Annotated in this window: 17 protein-coding genes; 12 read left to right on the top strand and 5 right to left on the bottom strand. The window is 66.3% G+C overall.

The window, feature by feature from the left end:
* Positions 1 to 159: 159 nt before the first annotated feature.
* From RHOSA_RS0112665 to RHOSA_RS0112645, 5 genes are all read left to right on the top strand, one after another.
* On the top strand, positions 160 to 1,656 hold the full coding sequence (locus RHOSA_RS0112665) for a pyruvate dehydrogenase complex E1 component subunit beta (protein ID WP_027288960.1): 1,497 nt from the start codon (positions 160 to 162) through the stop codon (positions 1,654 to 1,656).
* 122 nt (positions 1,657 to 1,778) lie between these two features.
* The gene (locus RHOSA_RS0112660; RefSeq protein WP_027288959.1) at positions 1,779 to 3,161 is read left to right on the top strand and encodes a pyruvate dehydrogenase complex dihydrolipoamide acetyltransferase; all 1,383 of its coding nucleotides are present in this window, start codon (positions 1,779 to 1,781) and stop codon (positions 3,159 to 3,161) included.
* A 61-nt stretch (positions 3,162 to 3,222) separates the two neighbouring features.
* A complete protein-coding gene (lpdA, locus tag RHOSA_RS0112655; RefSeq protein WP_027288958.1) occupies positions 3,223 to 4,626 on the top strand; it encodes a dihydrolipoyl dehydrogenase in 1,404 nt (467 codons plus the stop codon).
* A 28-nt stretch (positions 4,627 to 4,654) separates the two neighbouring features.
* Positions 4,655 to 5,656 carry a lipoyl synthase gene (gene lipA / locus RHOSA_RS0112650; RefSeq protein ID WP_051432115.1) on the top strand — a complete coding sequence of 334 codons (1,002 nt, stop codon included), beginning with the start codon at positions 4,655 to 4,657 and terminating at the stop codon, positions 5,654 to 5,656.
* A 49-nt stretch (positions 5,657 to 5,705) separates the two neighbouring features.
* Positions 5,706 to 6,194, top strand: coding sequence for a type II toxin-antitoxin system RatA family toxin (locus RHOSA_RS0112645; RefSeq protein ID WP_027288956.1), 489 nt, complete (start codon positions 5,706 to 5,708; stop codon positions 6,192 to 6,194).
* A 1-nt stretch (position 6,195) separates the two neighbouring features.
* Here the strand turns inward: RHOSA_RS0112645 and RHOSA_RS0112640 are convergent, their stop codons facing one another.
* From RHOSA_RS0112640 to RHOSA_RS0112625, 4 genes are read right to left on the bottom strand one after another with little or no spacing between them, the layout of a single operon-like run.
* The gene (locus RHOSA_RS0112640) at positions 6,196 to 6,972 is read right to left on the bottom strand and encodes a CPBP family intramembrane glutamic endopeptidase (RefSeq protein ID WP_027288955.1); all 777 of its coding nucleotides are present in this window, start codon (positions 6,970 to 6,972) and stop codon (positions 6,196 to 6,198) included.
* Between the two features lie 18 nt (positions 6,973 to 6,990).
* Positions 6,991 to 7,494, bottom strand: coding sequence for a CinA family protein (locus tag RHOSA_RS0112635; protein ID WP_027288954.1), 504 nt, complete (start codon positions 7,492 to 7,494; stop codon positions 6,991 to 6,993).
* Positions 7,494 to 7,982, bottom strand: coding sequence for a phosphatidylglycerophosphatase A family protein (locus RHOSA_RS22305; RefSeq protein ID WP_051432114.1), 489 nt, complete (start codon positions 7,980 to 7,982; stop codon positions 7,494 to 7,496). Before RHOSA_RS22305 ends, RHOSA_RS0112635 begins: the two co-directional genes overlap by 1 nt.
* 6 nt (positions 7,983 to 7,988) lie before the next feature.
* Complete coding sequence (locus RHOSA_RS0112625) at positions 7,989 to 9,155, bottom strand: bifunctional 2-C-methyl-D-erythritol 4-phosphate cytidylyltransferase/2-C-methyl-D-erythritol 2,4-cyclodiphosphate synthase (protein ID WP_027288953.1); 1,167 nt, start codon at positions 9,153 to 9,155, stop codon at positions 7,989 to 7,991.
* A 123-nt stretch (positions 9,156 to 9,278) separates the two neighbouring features.
* Between RHOSA_RS0112625 and ccsA the strand changes: the two genes are divergently transcribed.
* The 7 genes from ccsA to ntrX all read left to right on the top strand — a co-directional run bounded on the left by ccsA (position 9,279) and on the right by ntrX (position 18,500).
* Complete coding sequence (ccsA, locus tag RHOSA_RS0112620; RefSeq protein ID WP_027288952.1) at positions 9,279 to 10,079, top strand: cytochrome c biogenesis protein CcsA; 801 nt, start codon at positions 9,279 to 9,281, stop codon at positions 10,077 to 10,079.
* A gap of 71 nt (positions 10,080 to 10,150) precedes the next feature.
* Positions 10,151 to 10,899, top strand: a protein-coding gene (locus RHOSA_RS24775) for an IS5 family transposase (protein ID WP_156092720.1) whose coding sequence is annotated in 2 segments (ribosomal slippage) — positions 10,151 to 10,478 and positions 10,478 to 10,899 — 750 coding nt in all. Because the reading frame shifts where the segments join, the coding sequence is not laid out codon by codon here.
* A 136-nt stretch (positions 10,900 to 11,035) separates the two neighbouring features.
* Positions 11,036 to 12,055: a tRNA dihydrouridine synthase DusB gene (gene dusB / locus RHOSA_RS22300; RefSeq protein WP_051432113.1), complete on the top strand. Its 1,020-nt coding sequence runs from the start codon at positions 11,036 to 11,038 to the stop codon at positions 12,053 to 12,055.
* The gene (locus RHOSA_RS22295) at positions 12,055 to 13,167 is read left to right on the top strand and encodes a two-component system sensor histidine kinase NtrB (protein ID WP_051432112.1); all 1,113 of its coding nucleotides are present in this window, start codon (positions 12,055 to 12,057) and stop codon (positions 13,165 to 13,167) included. The genes dusB and RHOSA_RS22295 overlap by 1 nt, the downstream gene beginning before the upstream one ends.
* Positions 13,164 to 14,630: a nitrogen regulation protein NR(I) gene (gene ntrC, locus RHOSA_RS0112595; RefSeq protein WP_027288949.1), complete on the top strand. Its 1,467-nt coding sequence runs from the start codon at positions 13,164 to 13,166 to the stop codon at positions 14,628 to 14,630. Before RHOSA_RS22295 ends, ntrC begins: the two co-directional genes overlap by 4 nt.
* Positions 14,631 to 14,733: 103 nt before the next feature.
* Positions 14,734 to 17,046, top strand: a complete 2,313-nt coding sequence (locus RHOSA_RS22290) for a sensor histidine kinase NtrY-like (protein WP_081728704.1) — start codon at positions 14,734 to 14,736, stop codon at positions 17,044 to 17,046.
* Between the two features lie 59 nt (positions 17,047 to 17,105).
* Positions 17,106 to 18,500, top strand: coding sequence for a nitrogen assimilation response regulator NtrX (ntrX, locus tag RHOSA_RS0112585; protein ID WP_027288948.1), 1,395 nt, complete (start codon positions 17,106 to 17,108; stop codon positions 18,498 to 18,500).
* Positions 18,501 to 18,638: 138 nt separating this feature from the next.
* On the opposite strand, the gene bfr is transcribed toward ntrX, so the two are convergent.
* Positions 18,639 to 19,124, bottom strand: coding sequence for a bacterioferritin (bfr, locus tag RHOSA_RS0112580; protein ID WP_027288947.1), 486 nt, complete (start codon positions 19,122 to 19,124; stop codon positions 18,639 to 18,641).
* Positions 19,125 to 19,195: the final 71 nt, after the last annotated feature.

Below are 19,195 nucleotides of genomic sequence, written 5' to 3'. Positions count from 1 at the left end.
TGCGCGATCGACCCATCGGGTCGGTACCCCGCAACCCCGTATCGGCTGCCAAATGCCCCGGACCGTGCCGCTTGCATCGACCGCGAAAATGCGCGCCGAGGCGCGCCGCGGCCGGGCCGGGGGTCAAGCAAGAACCGCTCTGCTCTCTGGGAGGGGTGGATGCCCATCGAAGTGCTGATGCCGGCGCTCTCGCCGACGATGACCGAGGGGAACCTCGCAAAATGGCATAAAAAGGAGGGCGACCCGGTCGCCAATGGCGACGTCATCGCCGAAATCGAGACCGACAAGGCGACCATGGAGGTCGAAGCGGTCGACGAGGGAACGCTCGGCCGCATCCTGGTGCCGGAAGGGACCGAGAGTGTGCCGGTGAACCAGGCGATCGCCTTATTGCTCGCCGAGGGTGAGAGTGAGGCCGACCTGGACAAGGTGCAGCCGTCGACCGGCGGAACTGGCGGCGGCGATGGGGCCGCACAAGAGGAGCAATCCGCAGACGACGGCGTTGCGACGGCGCCGAGCCCTGCGCCTGCGGCTGCCCCGCCCGCGGGCGAGCAGGTCGATAAGGCGATGTATGATGCCGAGGGTAATGTGAAGATGCCGCCGACCGTGGCCGAAGAGCCGCGGACCTCTTTCCCGGCGAAGCAGCCGGAGGAGCCGGAGTGGACCGGTCCGACCAAGACCGAGACGGTGCGCGAGTCGATCCGTGACGCCATGGCCGAGGAGATGCGCAGCGACGACCGCGTCTTCCTGATGGGCGAGGAGGTTGCCGACTACGAGGGCGCCTACAAGGTCACGGTTGGCATGCTCAAGGAGTTCGGTCGCCGGCGCGTGGTCGACACGCCGATTACGGAGCATGGTTTCACCGGTCTTGGCATCGGCGCGGCGTTCTACGGTCTGCGGCCGATCGTTGACTTCATGACCTGGAACTTCGCCATGCAGGCGATCGACCAGATCATCAACTCCGCTGGCAAGAAGCTCTATATGTCGGGCGGTCAGATCAACTGCCCGATCGTCTTCCGCGGCCCGAACGGTCCGGCCAGCCGCGTCGCCGCGCAGCACAGCCAGGAATACGCGAGCTGGTATGCCCACGTGCCCGGGCTGAAGGTCGTCTCGCCCTATCACGGCGCGGACTTCAAGGGCCTGCTGAAGAGCGCCATCCGCGATCCCAACCCGGTGCTGATCCTGGAAAACGAGCTGCTTTACGGCCACAGCTTCGAAATCCCGGACACCGACGATTGGACCGTGCCGATCGGCAAGGCCTGTGTGCGCCGGCAGGGTACGGACGTGACGTTGGTGGCGCACTCGATGATGGTTCACCGCGCGCTGGAAGCCGCGGAGCGGCTGAGCCAGGAGGAGGGCATCGAGGCCGAGGTCGTCGACCTGCGCTCGATCCGTCCGTTCGATGTCGACACGGTGGTTGCCAGCGTGAAGAAGACGAACCGCGTGGTCTCTTGCGAGGAAGGCTGGCCGTTCGCGGGGATCGGCTCTGAGATCGCGGCGCTGTGCATGGAATACGCGTTCGATTACCTGGACGCGCCGGTCACGCGCGTTTGCGCCAAGGACGTGCCGCAGCCCTACGCGGCTAACCTGGAAAAGCTGGCCATCCCGGGTCCGGAAGAAGTGTTCCAGGCCGCCCGGCAGGTCTGCTACCGCGCCTAACCGTTTCGCCCCAACGATAGGTCCGCGCGGCCTATCGGGGAGCCAGGGGACAAGACGCCGCGCACGCCACGTCATGGCGCCTGACACCGTTCGCGCGGCCGACACAAGGGGAGCCGTCAACAATGCCCGTCAACATCCTCATGCCGGCGCTGTCGCCGACCATGACCGAGGGCAACCTGGCCAAGTGGCACGTCAAGCCGGGCGACACCGTCTCCAGCGGCGACGTCGTGGCGGAGATCGAGACCGACAAGGCGACCATGGAGGTCGAAGCGGTCGACGAAGGCACGGTCGGCAAGATCCTGGTCGAGGAAGGCACCGAGGGCGTGCCGGTGAACCAGGCGATCGCGATCCTGCTGCAAGAGGGCGAGAGCGAGGCCGACCTCGACAAGGCGCCCGAACCGCCGGCTGCCCCAGCCGGAGATGATGGCGGTTCGGATACGCAGCCGGATGCATCGGAGGGGAGCAGCGCACCCGCGCCGCAGCAGGCGTCGTCCGCGCCCGGCACCCAGGCCAGTCTGGAGAACGCGCCACCGGCACCGCCGGCGCCGAAGGATGCGTCCGGCAACCGGGTGTTCGCCTCGCCGCTCGCCCGGCGGATGGCGAAGCAGGCGGGCCTCGATCTGGCCAGCCTGAAGGGCACCGGCCCGCACGGCCGGATCGTGCGGGCCGACGTCGAGCAGGCGATCGAGCGTGGCGCCCCGGCGCAGCAGCCGGCCGCCCAGCCGCAGGCGCAGAAGCAACAGCCGGCGCCGCAGCAGTCGGCCCCCGCGCAGGGCGTGGACGCCAAGGCCTCCGCCGACTCCCTCGGCATGGCCTACGAGGAAGTCCCGCTCAACAACATGCGCAAGACGATCGCCAAGCGCCTGAGCGAGTCCAAGCAGACCGTCCCGCACTTCTACCTGTCGGTCGACGTCGAGATGGACGCGGTGTTCAAGGTCCGCAAGGAGCTGAACGATCGGGCCCAGGCGCGTGGCGAGGACTACAAGCTGTCGGTCAACGATTTCATCATCCGGGCCTGCGCTCTGGCGCTCAAGAAGGTGCCGCAGGCGAACGCGGCCTTTAACGGCGCCAGCGCGCTGTTTTTCGAGCATGCCGATATCTCGGTCGCGGTGGCGATCGAGGGCGGCCTAATCACCCCGGTGATCAAGCAGGCGGAGACCAAGGGCCTGGCGACCATCTCCACGGAGATGAAGGATCTCGCCAAGCGCGCCCGCGACGGCAAGCTGAAGCCCGAGGAGTACCAGGGTGGTACCTTCTCGCTGTCCAACTTGGGCATGTTCGGGATCACCAACTTCCAGGCGATCATCAACCCGCCGCAGGCCTGTATCCTGGCGGTCGGCAAGTCCGAGCAGCGCCCGGTGGTCAAGGACGGCGCGCTGTCGGTGGCGACCATGATGTCCTGCACCCTGTCGGTCGATCACCGGGTGGTGGATGGCGCGATCGGCGCCAACTTCCTTAGCGAACTGCAGAAACTGCTGGAAGACCCGATGAGCATGCTGCTCTAGGGCGTGCTCCGTAGGCAGTATCTGGCACGACAACACGAACGGTTAGGACAGAGCGGATCCCATGGCCGAGAACAGCTTCGACATCGCCGTCGTCGGCGGCGGGCCCGGCGGTTACGTCGCCGCGATCCGCGCCAGCCAGCTGGGCTTCAAGACCTGCGTGGTGGAGCGCGAGCACCTGGGCGGCATCTGCCTCAACTGGGGCTGCATCCCGACCAAGGCGTTGCTGCACACCGCCCAGATCAATCATCTGCTGCATTCGCTCGATCAGTTCGGCTTCAAGGCCGACAACGTCTCCTTCGACGTTGCCAAGGTGGTCAAGCACAGCCGGGATACGGCCAAGAAGCTGACCCAGGGCGTGACCCATCTCCTGAAGAAGAACAAGGTCACGGTGATCGACGGCCACGCCAAGCTGGCCGGGCAGGGCAAGCTCACGGTCGAGAAGGACGGCAAGAAGGTGCAGGACGTCCAGGCCAAGCACATCATCCTGGCGCCCGGTGCGCGGGCGCGCACGCTGCCGCATATCGAGGCGGACGGCGAGAGCGTCTGGACCTACAAGGAAGCCATGGTGCCCAAGGAGATGCCGAAGAAGATCCTGGTGATCGGCTCCGGCGCCATCGGCATGGAGTTCGCCTCCTTCTACCACGACATGGGCGTCGAGGTGACGGTGGCCGAGGTGGTCGACCGTATTCTGCCCGCCGAGGACCGCGAGATTTCCGACTTCGCGCGCAAGACCTTCGACAAAAAGGGCATCAAGATCCACACCGAGGCGAACGTCGAGAAGGTCGACAAAACCAAGAACGGCGCCACCGCGACGCTCAAGACCAAGGATGGTAAGACCCAGCAGATCGAGGTCGACAAGGTCATCCTGTCGGTCGGCATCGTCGCCAACACCGAGAACCTGGGCCTGGAAGGCACCAAGGTTCAGGTCGAGAAGTCGCACATCCAGACCGACGAATGGATGCGCACCGGAGAACCCGGCGTCTACGCCATCGGCGATGCGGCCGGTCCGCCCTGGCTGGCGCACAAGGCGAGCCACGAGGGTGTGATCTGCGTGGAGAAGATCGCGGGTCTGAGCGATGTCCACCCGCTGGATATCAAACGCATCCCGGCGTGCACCTATTGCAGCCCACAGGTCGCTTCCGTGGGGCTTAGCGAGCAGGCGGCCAAGGACGCGGGCCATAAGGTCAAGGTCGGCCGCTTCCCGTATCGCGGCAACGGCAAGGCGCTCGCCATGGGCGAGGACAGTGGTATGGTCAAGACGGTGTTCGACGAGACCACCGGTGAGCTCCTGGGGGCGCATCTGATTGGCGCAGAGGTCACCGAGCTGATCCAGGGCTATTCGATCGCACAAACGCTGGAGACGACCGAGACGGAGCTGATGCACACCGTCTTCCCGCACCCCACGCTCTCGGAGATGATGCACGAGAGCGTGCTTGACGCCTATGGTCGGGCCATCCACTTCTAAGCGACGGACGAACCGTCGACGGGGCGACATGACGACAGCGGAACGCCAGGCAACCGAGAACGACCCGAGCCGCGCGGCCAAGACCAAAGATCTGAGCGGCAAGGTCCGTCACCCGGAAAAGGCACACAAGCCAGACAATCCGGTTGCGCGTAAGCCGGACTGGATCCGTGTGAAGGCGCCGACCTCGCGCGAATACCAGGACACCAAAAAGGTCGTCCGGAACAACAAGCTGCACACCGTCTGCGAGGAAGCTGGCTGCCCCAATATCGGGGAGTGCTGGGCGAAGGGTCACGCGACCATGATGATCATGGGCGAGACCTGCACGCGTGCCTGCAGCTTCTGCAATGTCTCCACCGGCAAGCCGGAAGCGCTCGACCCGTTCGAGCCGGCGCGGGTCGGCGACGCGGTCGCCCAGCTTGGCCTGCAGCACGTGGTAATCACCTCCGTCGACCGCGACGACCTGGACGACGGCGGGGCGGAGCATTTCGCCCGTGTGATCCGCGCGATCCGCCATCAGGCGCCCGGCACCACGATCGAGGTCCTGACGCCGGACTTCCTGCGCAAGGACAACGCGCTGGAAACGGTGGTCGCGGCCAAGCCGGATGTCTTCAACCACAATCTGGAGACGGTGCCGCGCCTTTACATCCCGGTGCGTCCGGGGGCGCGCTACTACGCGTCGCTGCGCCTGTTGGACCGGGTGAAGGAACTCGACCCGACGATGTTCACCAAGTCGGGGATCATGGCCGGTCTGGGCGAAACGAAAGAAGAAATCCTGCAGGTGATGGATGATCTGCGCAGTGCGCGGGTCGATTTCCTGACGATCGGGCAGTACCTGCAGCCCACCCGCAAGCACCACCCGGTCGACCGCTTCGTCCCGCCGGACGAGTTCAAGACCTACGAGAAGCGGGCCTTCAACAAGGGCTTCCTGATGGTCTCCGCGTCCCCCCTGACGCGGTCCAGCTATCACGCGGGCGAGGATTTCGAACGCCTGCGCGCCGCCCGCGAAGCCCAGCAGGCCGCCGCGCAATAACCCGCCTTCCGCGCGGCGCTCGCCCGCGCGTCGACGCCAGCGAGGCCCCATGCCCACGCATGCCGAACAGCGGGCGCTGCCGTATACGCCGCAGCAGATGTACGACCTGGTGGCGGACGTCGACCGCTACCCCGAGTTCCTGCCGTGGTGTATCGGGTCGCGGATCCGCCGGCAGCGCGGCAACACGATCGTCGCGGACCTGGTGATCGGCTTCAAGATGATCCGCGAGCGCTTCACCAGCGAGGTGAAGCTGCAGCCCGAGGATCAGCGGATCGACGTGCGCTATATTGAAGGGCCGTTCAAGTACCTGAACAACGCCTGGGTGTTTTACGAACACGACAAGGGGTGCCTGGTCGACTTCTATGTCGACTTCGAGTTCCGCACCCGCTTCCTGCAGCGGATGATGGAGCCGCTGTTCAACGAAGCCGTCCGGCGTATGGTCAAGGCGTTCGAGGCGCGCGCCGATCAACTCTACGGCGGTGCCCAGCGCTCCGGCGCCCGCGGTCGCTCCGGCGGGACGGCCCGGCGCGGCGCCTGAGTTACCCCCCGGCGCCCGGTAGCGGGGCGCCCTGGCTGATGGCGGTGTAGAGGATCGTGGTCACGATCGCGTTGTAGATGCCGTGCACGATGATCGGCGCCCAGATCGTCCCGGTGATTTCGTAGATCCATGCCAGCACCAGGCCGAGCACGGCGATCGCCGGGATCAGGCCCGGAATGCCGTGCATCACCGAAAAGGCGAGCGCCGAGCCGAAAGCGGCGACCCAGATACCCAGGCGCTCACGCAGCCAGCGGTAGAGCAGGCCGCGGAACGCCAGTTCCTCGACCATCGGCGCCAGCACGCCCGCCACCAGCAGCATGCCGATGTAGAGGTCCCAGCCGAACCGCTCCGGCTTCAGCAAGTCCATCTGCGGGTTCTGGATCGGCTGCCCCATGATCTGCATCTGCAGCCAGCTGACGAAGCTGACCAGCGGGAAGGCGGCAACCGCGACCATGATCGCCCGCCACACCCAGCGGGTCGGGATCGGCCGGAAGCCGAGATCCGCCCAGGTGACCCCACGCCAGGCGACGGCGACACCATAGATCACCGCGAACAGGAAGGCCGTCTGCAGCGCCAGCAGCCCCAGGATGACCCCGGTGCCGGGACCTCCCTCGGCCATTGGCGTGATGCCAAGTGGCTGCAGCAGCACTGGCAGCAGCAAACGCGAGCCGCCCAGCGCCAGGATCACGATCAGCAACAGGTCGGTGACGGATAGGGGCAGGCGGCCCGGACCGTTGTTCGTGGGGCCTTGGGCGTTGGAGGCGTTCGGGTCGGTCATCGGGGCAGGGCGTTCGCGTCAGGTGGCGCGTGCGTCGGTGAGCGCGCGGTGGAACAGGTCAAGGGCGACCGATACGCAGGCCAGCCGGATCTGGCCACGGTCACCGGACAGGTTGTTGCGGATGGTATGCGTCTCCAGGCTCTGGGCCGCGCGTGCAAACTCGACCCGGCCAACCGGCTTTCCGGGGGTGCCGCCGTTGGGCCCTGCCACCCCGGTCACGGCAACAACGGCCTGCACCGGCGCGCGGGCCAGCGCGCCCTCCGCCATCGCACGGGCGACTTGGGCACTGACCGCGCCGTGGTCGCTCAGGGTCGCGTTCGGCACGCCCAACAGGTCCTGCTTGGCCTGGTTGGTGTAGGTGACGAAGCCCCGCTCGACCACGGCGGAGGAACCGGGGATCTCGGTCAGAAGTCCGGCGATCAGCCCACCCGTGCAACTCTCTGCGGTGGCGAGCATCCAGCCGGCGTCCCTGTAGGCGTCGAGCAGGCGTTCGGCCTTGGCGCGCAGGTCGTCGGGAAACATCAGAACTGCCCCGTGAGATAGAGCCCGGAAGCGCTGAGTGCAGCGGCGACCAGACCGGCGGCGGCATCGTCCGCCATGATGCCAAGTCCGCCTGGTAGGCGCTCCAGCGCGTTGATCGGCCAGGGTTTCAGGGTATCGAACAGGCGGAACGCGGCAAATGCGACCAGGAAGTGCAGCGGGTCGAGCGCGAGCGGGGCGAGGGCCAGCCACTGTCCTCCGACCTCGTCAATTACGATCTCCTGCGGATCGCTGCCGCCGACCTTCTGATAGTAGACGTGCGCCGCGGCGGTACCGGCCAGGATTGCGAGCAGGCCCGCGATCGCGAGCACCCAGCCGCCGCCCAACCACAGGATCAGCGCCCCGGGCGGCAAGGCGGCCAACGAGCCCCAGGTCCCCGGCATCTTCGGCAGGTAGCCGGCCCCTGCAAACGTCACGAACAGAGCAAGCGGCGACCAGCGCCCGGGTCTGTCGGAAGCCGGTGCCGCCATCGGTGCCTAGGCCTCCTCTGGGAGTTGAACGGTGACCGCGGCCTGCGCGGCGATCCCTTCGCGCCGGCCGGTGAAGCCCAGCCCCTCGGTCGTCGTCGCCTTGACCGAGACGCGTGCGGTCGGCAGCTCCAGCAGATCGGCGATCCGCGCGGCCATGGCATCGCGATGCGGGCCGACCTTGGGTCGCTCGCAAATCAGCGTGACGTCGACATGGACCAGCCGCGCGCCGCGCGTGCGGGCAATCTCCAGCGCGTGGGTTACGAACTGCGCGGAATCCGCACCTTTCCACGTCGGGTCGCTGGGTGGGAAGTGATGCCCGATGTCACCTTCGCCAAGTGCGCCCAGCAGCGCGTCGACCACCACGTGCAGCCCGACGTCCGCGTCCGAATGGCCGGCCAGCCCAACATCGTGGTCGATCGGGAGGCCGCACAGCATCACCGGCCCCGGCGTGTCGGCGAAGCGGTGAACGTCGAAGCCCTGGCCGACGCGCGTTTCCATCGCTCCGGCCAGCCAGCGCTCTGCGCGTGTCAGATCGTCCTGCGTGGTCACTTTAACGTTCTCCGGACTGCCTTGGACGAGGGCGACCGTTTGACCGGTGCGTTCCAGCACGGCGGCATCGTCGCTGGCGTCCGCTTCGCCTTGAGCGGCCCGGTGGGCCGTCAGGATGTCGGCGTAGCGAAAGCCCTGCGGCGTTTGCGCGCGCCACAGACCGGCGCGTGGCACCGTCTCGGCGATCGTCCCGTCGGCGGCCGTGCGCTTCAGCGTATCGGATACGGCGATGGCCGGGATCGCCCCGGCGTGCGTTTCGAGCGCCTGGAGCACGCGGTCGATCGTCGCAGCTTCGACGAACGGGCGGGCGCCATCGTGGATCAGCACGCGCGTTGGCCCCGCGTCTACCAGGCTCTCCAGTCCGTTCAGCACCGACTGCTGCCGGCTCGCGCCGCCATGCACCGGCGCCATCAGATTAAGCCCGGATGCGGCGTTGGCGTAGGCCTCACCGTCGTCCGGATGGATGACCGCGCGCACCCCGTCGATACCGGGATGCGCGGCCAGGGCGCGCAGCGTGTGACGAAGGATCGGTGCGCCGGCCAGGTTCAGGTATTGTTTTGGACGGTCGGCGCCCAGCCGACTGCCGCGGCCGGCCGCAACGACCAGGGCGATCGTCTGGCTCAAGGGTTGTCCGCCGGCTCCCGGCTTGCAAGAAGGGCGTGGTGCGCCACTTGTGGAAAGGCGTCTGCGGACGGGAGCCTAGTGCGCCCTGTCGCGCCGGCCAAGAGGTGATATAACGCCTGCGTCATGACCACCGTAACCCTTTCGCTCGCCGCCACGATCGCCATGCTGCCGGCCGCCGTGCGTCCGCTGCGTCGGAACGATGCCCGTCCTGACCTGTTGTTCTGGTGTCTGCTTGCCGTGGCGGTGCTGGGCCCGGTGGCGGACGTCGCGGTGGAGCTGTCGACCGGCTGGCACACGGGCTTGAGCGCGACCCTATGGGTTACGGTCGCGGCCAGCGCGGTACTGTTTACTGGCTTGGCTTTGATCGTGCGGGAAGCCTGGCGGCTGGCACCGCTGATGCTGGGCTATCTCGTGATTCTGGGCGTGATCGCGACCGCCTGGACGCTCGCGCCGGCCTCGGCGCGGGTGTCGATCCCGGTCGGTGCGTGGCTGTTCGCCCACATCGTGCTGTCGGTCGGAGCCTACGCGTTCGCGACGGCGGCGGCCGTGGCCGGCGTCTCTGTGTTTCTGCAGGAACGGGCGTTGAAGGCGAAGCGGCCGAACCGTCTGACCGCGATCCTGCCTTCGGTCGCGGATTCCGAACGCCTGCAGATCGGTCTGCTGACGGCCGCCTGTATCGTGCTTGGGGTCGACATCCTCTCCGGCATGGCGGTGGAACTGGTTACCAGCGGCCAACTGATGCGCTTCTCGCATAAGACCCTGTTGACCATGCTGGCGTTTCTGGTGATCGCTGGCCTCTTGATCCTGCACAACCGAACGGGCGTGCGCGGGCGTCGTGCCGCCCGGCTGGCCTTGCTCGCTTACCTCCTGCTCACCCTCGGTTATCCCGGCGTCAAGTTCGTTACCGACGTGTTGATGGCCTAGGGTTTGTTGGGGTTCATGGGATTCCGTCGTTGGCGATGATGTGATTCAAGCTCCCAAAATGGGAGTTTGGCATGGCTCGTTACGTCCTGACCGACGCGCAGTGGCAAAAGATGGCGCCCTATTGCAAGGGCAAGCCCGAGGATCCCGGGCGCACAGGGGACAATCGGCGTTTCGTCGAGGCCGTCCTCTGGATCGCGCGCACGGGGTGCCAATGGCGCGACCTGCCGGCGGAGTTTGGGCACTGGAACTCGGTCTACGACCGCTTTCGCACGTGGGCCAAGGCCAGCGTGTTCGAGCAGATGTTCCAGGCCGTCTCGGACGATCCCGACATGGAATACGCCATGGTCGACGGCACCATCGTTCCGGTCCATCGCCACGGACACGGCGCAAAAGGGGGACTCAACGTCAGGCCATCGGCGCCTCGCGCGGCGGATGGACCACAAAAATCGTCGCGCTGACTGACGCCTTAGGGAACCTGGTCCGTTTCCAGCTCCTGCCCGGCCATCGGGGCGAGCCCCTCGCCGTCGCTCCGCTGCTCGATGGCCTGAAGTTTGGCGGCCTGATCGCGGACAAGGCATTCGATTCGAACTGGATTATTCGAGATATGGTGGCGCGGAACGCCGAGATCGTGATCTCCCAGCGTCCCCAGCGCCGGCCGCCGCGCCAGATCGATGCCGCGATCTACACTTGGCGCCACCTGATCGAAAACTTTTTCTGCCAACTCAAGGAATTCAAACGCGTCGCGATCCGCTGCGACAAGACCGACATCAGCTTTAACGCCATGATCCATCTCGCCGCAGTAAAGCTACAACTGCAATGAACCCCAACAGACCCTAGCCGGACTTGGTCGGGCCAAGCCGGCTTAGATGACGATTCCGTTGCGCGGGGGCCGGAAGGTCCGTAAAACCGAGCGGGGGAGCACGTTTTTTAGGCAGCGCGAAGGGTGTGCCTAACCTATGGGCATTGAGATCGGCGATGTGCGTCTGGACACCCCCGTGATCCTGGCGCCGATGTCGGGCGTGAGCGACAAACCGTTCCGGCGCTTGGTCAGCCGGCTGGGGGCGGGGCTGGTGGTTTCCGAGATGATCGCGAGCGAGGCGTCCGTGCGCGAGGCACGTCAGGCGATGCGCGCGTGCAAGCTGCAGGAAACCTACGATGACGAGGGGCCGATGGCCGTGCAGTTAGCTGGCTGCGACCCCGACACGATGGCGGAGGCTGCGCGCATCCAGCGCGATCGGGGGGCGGCGATCATCGACATCAACTTCGGCTGTCCCGTGAAGAAGATCGTCACCAAGTACGCCGGATCCGCCCTGATGCGGGAAGAGGCGCTGGCCGGGCGTATCCTGGAGCGGGTTGCGGAGGCCGTGCATCCGCTGCCGGTGACGCTCAAGATGCGCCTGGGCTGGGATCGCGACAGCCTGAACGCGCCGGACTTCGCCCGGATGGCGCAGAGCGCGGGCATCCGCCTGATCACCGTGCATGGCCGCACGCGCCAGCAGCTTTACAACGGCACCGCCGACTGGGCGGAGGTTGCGCGGACCAAGCAAGCGACCGATCTGCCGGTGATCGTGAACGGCGACATCGACACCGCCGACGACGTGCGCGGCGCGCTCGCGGCGTCCGGCGCCGATGGGGTGATGATCGGCCGTGCGGCCTGTGGGGCGCCGTGGCGTCTGGGACAGGTCATGCAACTGCTCCGGACCGGACACATGGGCGCGGCGCCGGACCTGGCCGCGCAGCGCGACATCGCGCTCGAACACTACGAGGCACTGTTGACCTACTACGGCAGGCACCGCGGCGTCCGGATCGCCCGCAAGCATATGGCCTGGTACGCACAGGGCCTGCCGGGCGCGGCCGCGTTCAAGCGGGCGGTGATGGCGGCCGAGGAGCCGTGCGCCGCGAAAACGCTGGTCCGGCAACTCTACGCCGCCGCGCAGGATAACCGACACGCCGCGACGCGCGCGCAGGCCGCCTGATGAACGACGCCGGTAAGGGACGCAAGCAGCCGCTGCCGGAAGCGGATTCGAGCGCGATCCTGAACGCGCTTGCCGATCCGGTCTTCACCGTCGATGCCGAGGGGCGCTTCGCCTCGCTCAACAACGCGGCCGAACAGTTTCTAGGCTCCAGCGCCCGGCACATGGTCGGCCGGACGCTCGCCGCCGTGGTCCCGCAGGACAGCCCACTCCACGCACTGATCGAGCAGGCGCGCCAGCAGGCCACAAGCGTCTCGCAGTACGGCGTCACGATCGAATCGCCGCGGTTCGGCAGCCGCTATGTCTCGATCGACGTGGCGCCGATCCCAGAAATGCCGGGGACGGTCGCGGTCACCGTGCAGGAGCGTTCGATCGCGCGGAAGATCGACCATCAGCTGACTCATCGCAACGCCGCCAGGTCGGTTACCGCGATGGCGGCGATGCTGGCGCACGAAGTGAAGAACCCGCTCTCTGGGATTCGTGGTGCGGCCCAACTCCTCGAGCAGGGGGCGAGCGCGGGCGATCAGGCGCTGACTTCGCTGATCTGCGAGGAAGCGGATCGCATCGTTGCCCTGGTCGATCGCATGGAGATGTTTTCGGACGAGCGGCCGATGGAGCGCGGGCCCGTCAACATCCACGAGGTATTGGAGCATGTGCGCAAGGTGGCGCAGACCGGCTTTGCGCGGGAGGTCCGCATCCGGGAGAGCTACGACCCGTCGCTTCCGCCGGTGCTGGGGAACCGCGATCTGTTGATCCAGGCGCTGCTCAACCTGGTCAAGAACGGCGCCGAAGCGGCGGGCGAAGCGGATGGTCAACTGGTGCTGTCGACCCGTTATCAACAGGGCGTGCGCCTGGCCGTGCCCGGCGGTGGCGCGCGTGTCGACCTGCCGCTAATGGTCACCGTGCAGGACAACGGTTCCGGCATCCCGGACGATCTGCAGGAGCATCTGTTCGACCCCTTCGTAACCACCAAGCCTGCCGGCAAGGGGCTGGGGCTGGCTTTGGTCGCGAAGATCGTCGGCGACCACGGCGGCGTGATCGAGTTCGACAGCGAGCCGGGCAAGACCGTGTTCCGGATCATGCTGCCCAAGGCCCAGGAGGAGGCGCCGCAATGATTCCGGCGACGATCCTGGTGGCGGACGACGATCGTGCGATCCGGACGGTGTTGAGCCAGGCGCTCGGCCGCCACGGTCACGAGGTCAAGGCGACCGGCAGCGCGAGCCAACTCTGGGAGTGGGTGCAGGCCGGCTATGGCGATCTGGTAATCACCGACGTCGTCATGCCGGACCAGAACGGGTTGGAACTGATTCCGTCGATCAAGAAGGCGCGTCCCGGTCTGCGCATCGTCGTGATGAGCGCGCAGAACACCCTGCTGACGGCCGTCAAGGCGACCGAGCGCGGGGCCTTCGAATACCTGCCCAAGCCGTTCGATCTGCGCGAGGTGATCAACGTCGTCGAGCGCGCCCTGTCCGCGCCGCAGGTCAGCCCCTCGACCGGTGGCGAGCAGCGCCCCAAGGATGCCGAGGGCGAGGAAGAGCAACTGCCGCTGATCGGCCGCTCCCCGGCGATGCAGGAGATCTACCGCGTGCTCGCCCGGCTGATGGGCACCGACCTGACGGTCACGGTTTACGGCGAGTCCGGTACCGGCAAGGAGCTTGTGGCCCGCGCGCTGCACGACTATGGCAAGCGTCGGGGTGGGGCGTTCGTCGCGCTCAACATGGCGGCGATTCCGCGCGAGCTGATCGAAAGTGAGCTGTTCGGTCACGAGAAGGGCGCCTTCACCGGCGCCAACCAACGCTATGCCGGCCGCTTCGAACAGGCTTCGGGCGGCACGCTGTTCCTGGACGAGATCGGCGACATGCCGCTGGAGGCGCAGACGCGCCTGCTGCGCGTGCTGCAGGAGGGCGAGTACACGACCGTCGGCGGACGTACGCCGATCAAGGCCGATGTGCGTATCATCGCCGCCACCCACCGCGATCTGCGCCAACTGGTGCGCGAGGGCCTGTTCCGCGAAGACCTGTTCTATCGCCTGAACGTGGTGCCGTTGCGCCTGCCGCCGCTGCGTGAACGGGCGGAGGATATTCCCGAACTGGCACGGCATTTCTTCGCCCGGTGCGAGGATGAAGGGCTGGCGCCCAAGACGCTCGACGCCGACGCGATGAGCTACCTGAAGAGCTACCGCTGGCCGGGCAATGTGCGCGAATTGGAGAATCTGATCCGCCGTCTGACCGCGCTCTACAGCCAGGAAGTGATCGACCTGGCGATCCTGCAGGCGGAGCTGGGCGACGCGCCCGCGGAGCCCACGGAACCCGCGCGGGCACCAACGGCCAGCGATTCCCTTGGCGGGGCGGTGGAGCGCCACCTGCGCGACTACTTCGAAGCGCACGGCGACAGCCTGCCGGCGTCTGGCTTGTACGACCGTGTTCTGCGCGAGATCGAGCGGCCGTTGATCGAACTGTCGCTGGCCGCGACCAAGGGCAATCAGCTACGCGCGGCCAAGTTGCTTGGCCTGAACCGCAACACGCTGCGTAAGAAGATCCGCGATCTGGAGATCGACGTCGTTCGCGGATTGAAGTAGCTGTGGTTTTCGGGCAACAGTGCCTGTAGCGCTGGCGCCACGGCGCCAGCGCTGATGCGCAGGATGTGTCTCGCGCCCGGACCGACGCTGCCCTGGATCTACCATGAGCGCCTCTACCGACAGTCGCCAGAATGAAACCGACCCGAACGGCCGGAACGCACCCACGCGCAATCGGGTGAGGCGGCTGGCGGCCTGGGCCGCGCGGCGCAACCTTGAACGCAAGGTCGCGATCGTTCTGGTTGTCGGCGGCGTGGCCAGCGGGCTCGCCACCTTCGCCGCGATGACCGACAATTTCTTCGGCGTTGCGGACCCGACGACGATCCTGCTGCTGCTGAACGCGGACCTGGTGTTCCTGCTGGCGATCGGGGCCCTGATCGCCCGGCGGCTGGTGATGGTTTGGGTCGCACGCCGGCGCGGCCGGGCCGGCGCACGGCTGCATGCCCGGCTGGTCGGGCTGTTTAGCCTGGTCGCCGTGGCGCCGGCGATCGTGCTTGCGGTGTTTTCCGTACTGTTCTTCAACTACGGGTTGCAGGGTTGGTTTTCGGAGCGGGTGTCGACCGCGCTCGACGCGTCGCTGGAGGTCGCGCAGTCCTATCTCGAAGAGCACCGCGAAACGATCAACGCCGACGTTTTGTCGATGGCGAACGATCTGAACCGCGAGGGACCGCTGCTGATGTACAACCAGCAGCGCTTTCAGCGCACGCTCGCGACCCAGGCCGCTCTGCGCTCCCTGACCGAAGCCGTGGTGTTCGACAGTTCCGGCCGGGTGATCGCGCGGGCCGGTTTCTCGCTGATGCTGGAGTTCGATCCGGAGGTCCCGGATTGGGCGATGCAGCGCGCCGAGCAGGGTGATGTCGTTACCCTTACGGCTGGCACCGAGGACCGGGTGCGTGCGCTGATCAAGCTGGATAACTTCGTCGACGCCTACCTCTACGTCGGGCGGCTCGTGGATCCCAAGATCCTGAACCACATCGATCGGACCGAGAACGCTGTGCAGCTGTATAAGCAGCTGGAGGGCAAGCGTTCCACCATGCAGATCACCTTTGCGTTGATCTTCATGGTCGTGGCGATGCTTTTGCTGCTCGCCTCGGTCTGGGTCGGACTGGCTTTCGCCAACCAGCTCACCCAGCCGATCGGCCAACTGATCATGGCAACCGAACGGGTGCGCAGCGGCGATCTGACAACCCGCGCGCCCCCGCCGGAAACGCGCGATGAGGTCGACAGCCTGACCCGTGCGTTCAATCGCATGACCGGCCAGCTGCAGACGCAGCAGACCGCGCTGGTCGACGCCAACCGCCAGCTCGACGAACGCCGGCGCTTTACCGAGGCCGTGCTGTCCGGCGTCACCGCCGGAGTCATCGGCCTGGATCCGGATGGGCGGATCGATTTGCCCAATACCAGCGCTTGCCGGCTTCTGGAGACGACGCGGGACAAGCTGATCGGCCGGCCGCTGCACGAGATCGCCCCGCAGATGGCCAAGCTGGCGGAGCGCGCGCGCAAGCGTCCGGGCCGCGGTGCGCAGGATCAGATTCAGTTTACCGCGCAGGACGGCCGCACGCTCACCCTGCTGGTCCGGGTGACGGCCGAGCAGGAGGCCGGCCGCCCGATCAGCGGCTTCGTGGTCACCTTCGACGACATCACCGAGTTGCTGTCCGCGCAGCGCAAGGCCGCTTGGGCGGACGTCGCGCGACGGATTGCGCACGAGATCAAGAACCCGCTGACCCCGATCCAGCTGTCGGCCGAACGGCTGAAGCGCCGCTACCTGAAACAGATCGAACAGGATCCGGAAACCTTTAAAGCCTGCACCGACACGATCGTCCGGCAGGTCACCGACATTGGACGGATGGTCGACGAGTTCTCCAACTTTGCCAGAATGCCCGAGCCGGTGATGGAGAGCGAGGACCTGAACCAGTTGGCCGAGCAGGCGGTGTTCCTGCAGGAAACCGCCAACCCGGATCTATCGTTCGCACGCGAGTTGAGCGATCAGCCGGCCCGGCTGTCCTGCGACCGTCGGCAGATCGACCGGGCGCTGACCAACTTGGTTCAGAACGCGATCGAGGCGGTGCGCGCCCGACCGGAGGCACCGGAACAGCCGAAGGGAGAGGTGCGGATACGCGTACGCCCGGACGAGCAGGCCTGGATCATTGAGGTGCTGGACAATGGCCGCGGTCTGCCGGTGGAAGAGCGCGATAAGCTAACCGAACCCTACGTCACCACGCGCGATCACGGGACCGGCCTGGGCCTGGCGATCGTGAAGAAGATCATGGAAGACCATGGAGGCGAGGTTCGCCTGACCAACCGACCGGAGGGTGGGGCATGCGTGCGCCTGATCCTCCCGGTCGGCGAGGACGCCGGCCAGAGCGGTGATGACCAGCCTCCCAACACCGATATTGGCCGGGCCCGCGTCCGCGCCTGAAGCCGTTTTCGCCCGAGACGATCCCCAAGAGCCTTTAAGGATACCGGACACACCCCGCCATGGCGCACGACATCCTGATCGTTGACGACGAGGCCGACATCCGTTCGGCGGTTACCGGCATTCTGGAAGACGAAGGCTACGAATGCCGTACCGCTGGCGATAGTGACCAGGCGTTGGAGGGAATCCGGAACCGCCGGCCGAGCCTGGTGATGCTCGACATTTGGTTGCAGAACTCCGCCATGGACGGGCTGGAGATCCTGCAGCTTCTGCAGCGCGAGCAGCCGGACCTCCCGGTGGTGATGATCTCCGGTCACGGCACGATCGAAAGCGCGGTCTGGGCGATCAAGGAAGGCGCCTACGACTTCATCGAGAAGCCATTCAAGACCGACCGCATGCTGCTGGTGATCGAGCGTGCGCTCGAAGCCGCCCGGCTGAAGAGCGAGAATGCCGAGCTGCGTCTGCGCGCCGGCACGGAGGCCGAGCTGATCGGCCACTCCCAGCCGGTGCAGACGCTCCAGCAAGCGGTGCAGAAGGTGGCGCCGACCGGCAGCCGTGTGCTGGTGACCGGTCCAGCCGGTGCGGGCAAGGAGGTCGTTGCGCGCATGCTGCACCGTCGGTCGCGCCGCGCGGCAGGGCCGTTCGTCGTACTGAACTGCGCGATCATGCATCCCGATCGGTTAGAGACCGAGCTGTTCGGTGTCGAGGCGGAGGCCGACCAGTCGGAAGGTGGTGGCAAGGTCGGCCAGTTCGAACGCGCCCATGGCGGCACGCTGGTGCTCGACGAGGTCGCCGACATGCCGCTGGAAACCCAGGGTAAGATTGTCCGCGTGCTGCAGGATCAGAGCTTCCAGCGCGTCGGCGGCACCAAGCGGGTCGAGGTCGATGTTCGGGTGATTGCCTCGTCCAACCGCGATCTGGAGCACCTCCTGGAGGAGGGGCGCTTCCGCCAGGACCTGTACTACCGCTTGAACGTTGTGCCGTTGCGGGTACCAAGCTTGCACGAGCGGGTAGAAGACGTGCCCGCCCTGGTTTCGCACTTCATGACACGTGCGGCGAAGAGTGCCGGCCTGCCACCGCGTCTTTTGAGCGACGACGCCATGGCGGCCCTGCAGGCGTACAGTTGGCCGGGTAACGTGCGCCAGTTGCGCAATGTAATCGATTGGCTGCTGATCATGGCCCCGGGCGATCCGCAGGACCCGATCCGGGCGGACATGCTGCCCCCCGAGATCGGCTCCAGCGCGCCCGCGGCGCTGCGCGCCGATGCCGGCGGCGAGATCATGTCTCTGCCGCTGCGCGAGGCGCGGGAGCTGTTCGAAAAACAGTACCTGGAGGCCCAGGTCCTGCGCTTCGGCGGCAATATCTCCCGCACCGCGAGCTTTGTCGGGATGGAGCGCAGTGCGTTGCACCGCAAGCTGCGGTCACTTGGGATTCAGCCAGCGACGGAGACACGGTGAGGCATAGGCGAGCTGAGCCCCGAAACCGCCTTCACCTTAGCTTAAGGCTGGATGTCCCCGCGCTACCTTCCGGTTTATCGCCCGCCGGCTGGCAAGAGCCTGATGCCCCAGAGTATCCTCCGGGGCAGGCTCTGAAATTTATTCGCCCTTATCCGCCGAGTCCGAATTCAGCAGGGTGTAGCGCTCTTCGCCGATGCGCTCCAGGAGGCCGAGTTGGGTCTCCAGATAGTCGATGTGTTCCTCTTCCTCGCGCAGGATCTCACGGAACAGATCGCGGCTTGGCAGGTCGCCGATTCCATCGGCGTACTTCGCGGCCTCGCGCAGCTCGGGGCAGGCGTCGTATTCGATCTTGAGGTCGCACTCCAGGACCTCCTTCACGTTTTCGCCGATCTGCAGCTTGCCGAGGTCCTGTAAATTCGGCAGACCTTCCAGGAACAGAATACGCTGGATCAGCTTGTCAGCGTGATTCATCTCCTCAATCGATTCCTGGTACTCCTTGGCGCCCAGCTTGGTGACGCCCCAGTCGTCGAGCATGCGCGCGTGCAGGAAGTATTGGTTGATCGCGGTGAGCTCGTTTTTGAGCGCCTGATTCAGGTACGCGATAACCTTCTGGTCGCCTTTCATTCCGAATCCCCATCTGTCCGTCAAACACAAGGACAGTGTGACGAAGGGAAACGGCGATGACGAGAGTAAAA

Origin of the sequence: Rhodovibrio salinarum DSM 9154, from assembly GCF_000515255.1 — a bacterium.
Lineage (GTDB): Bacteria > Pseudomonadota > Alphaproteobacteria > Kiloniellales > Rhodovibrionaceae > Rhodovibrio > Rhodovibrio salinarum.
Note: the sequence above shows the minus strand (reverse complement) of the source record. Positions and strands in the feature narration are given on the sequence as shown.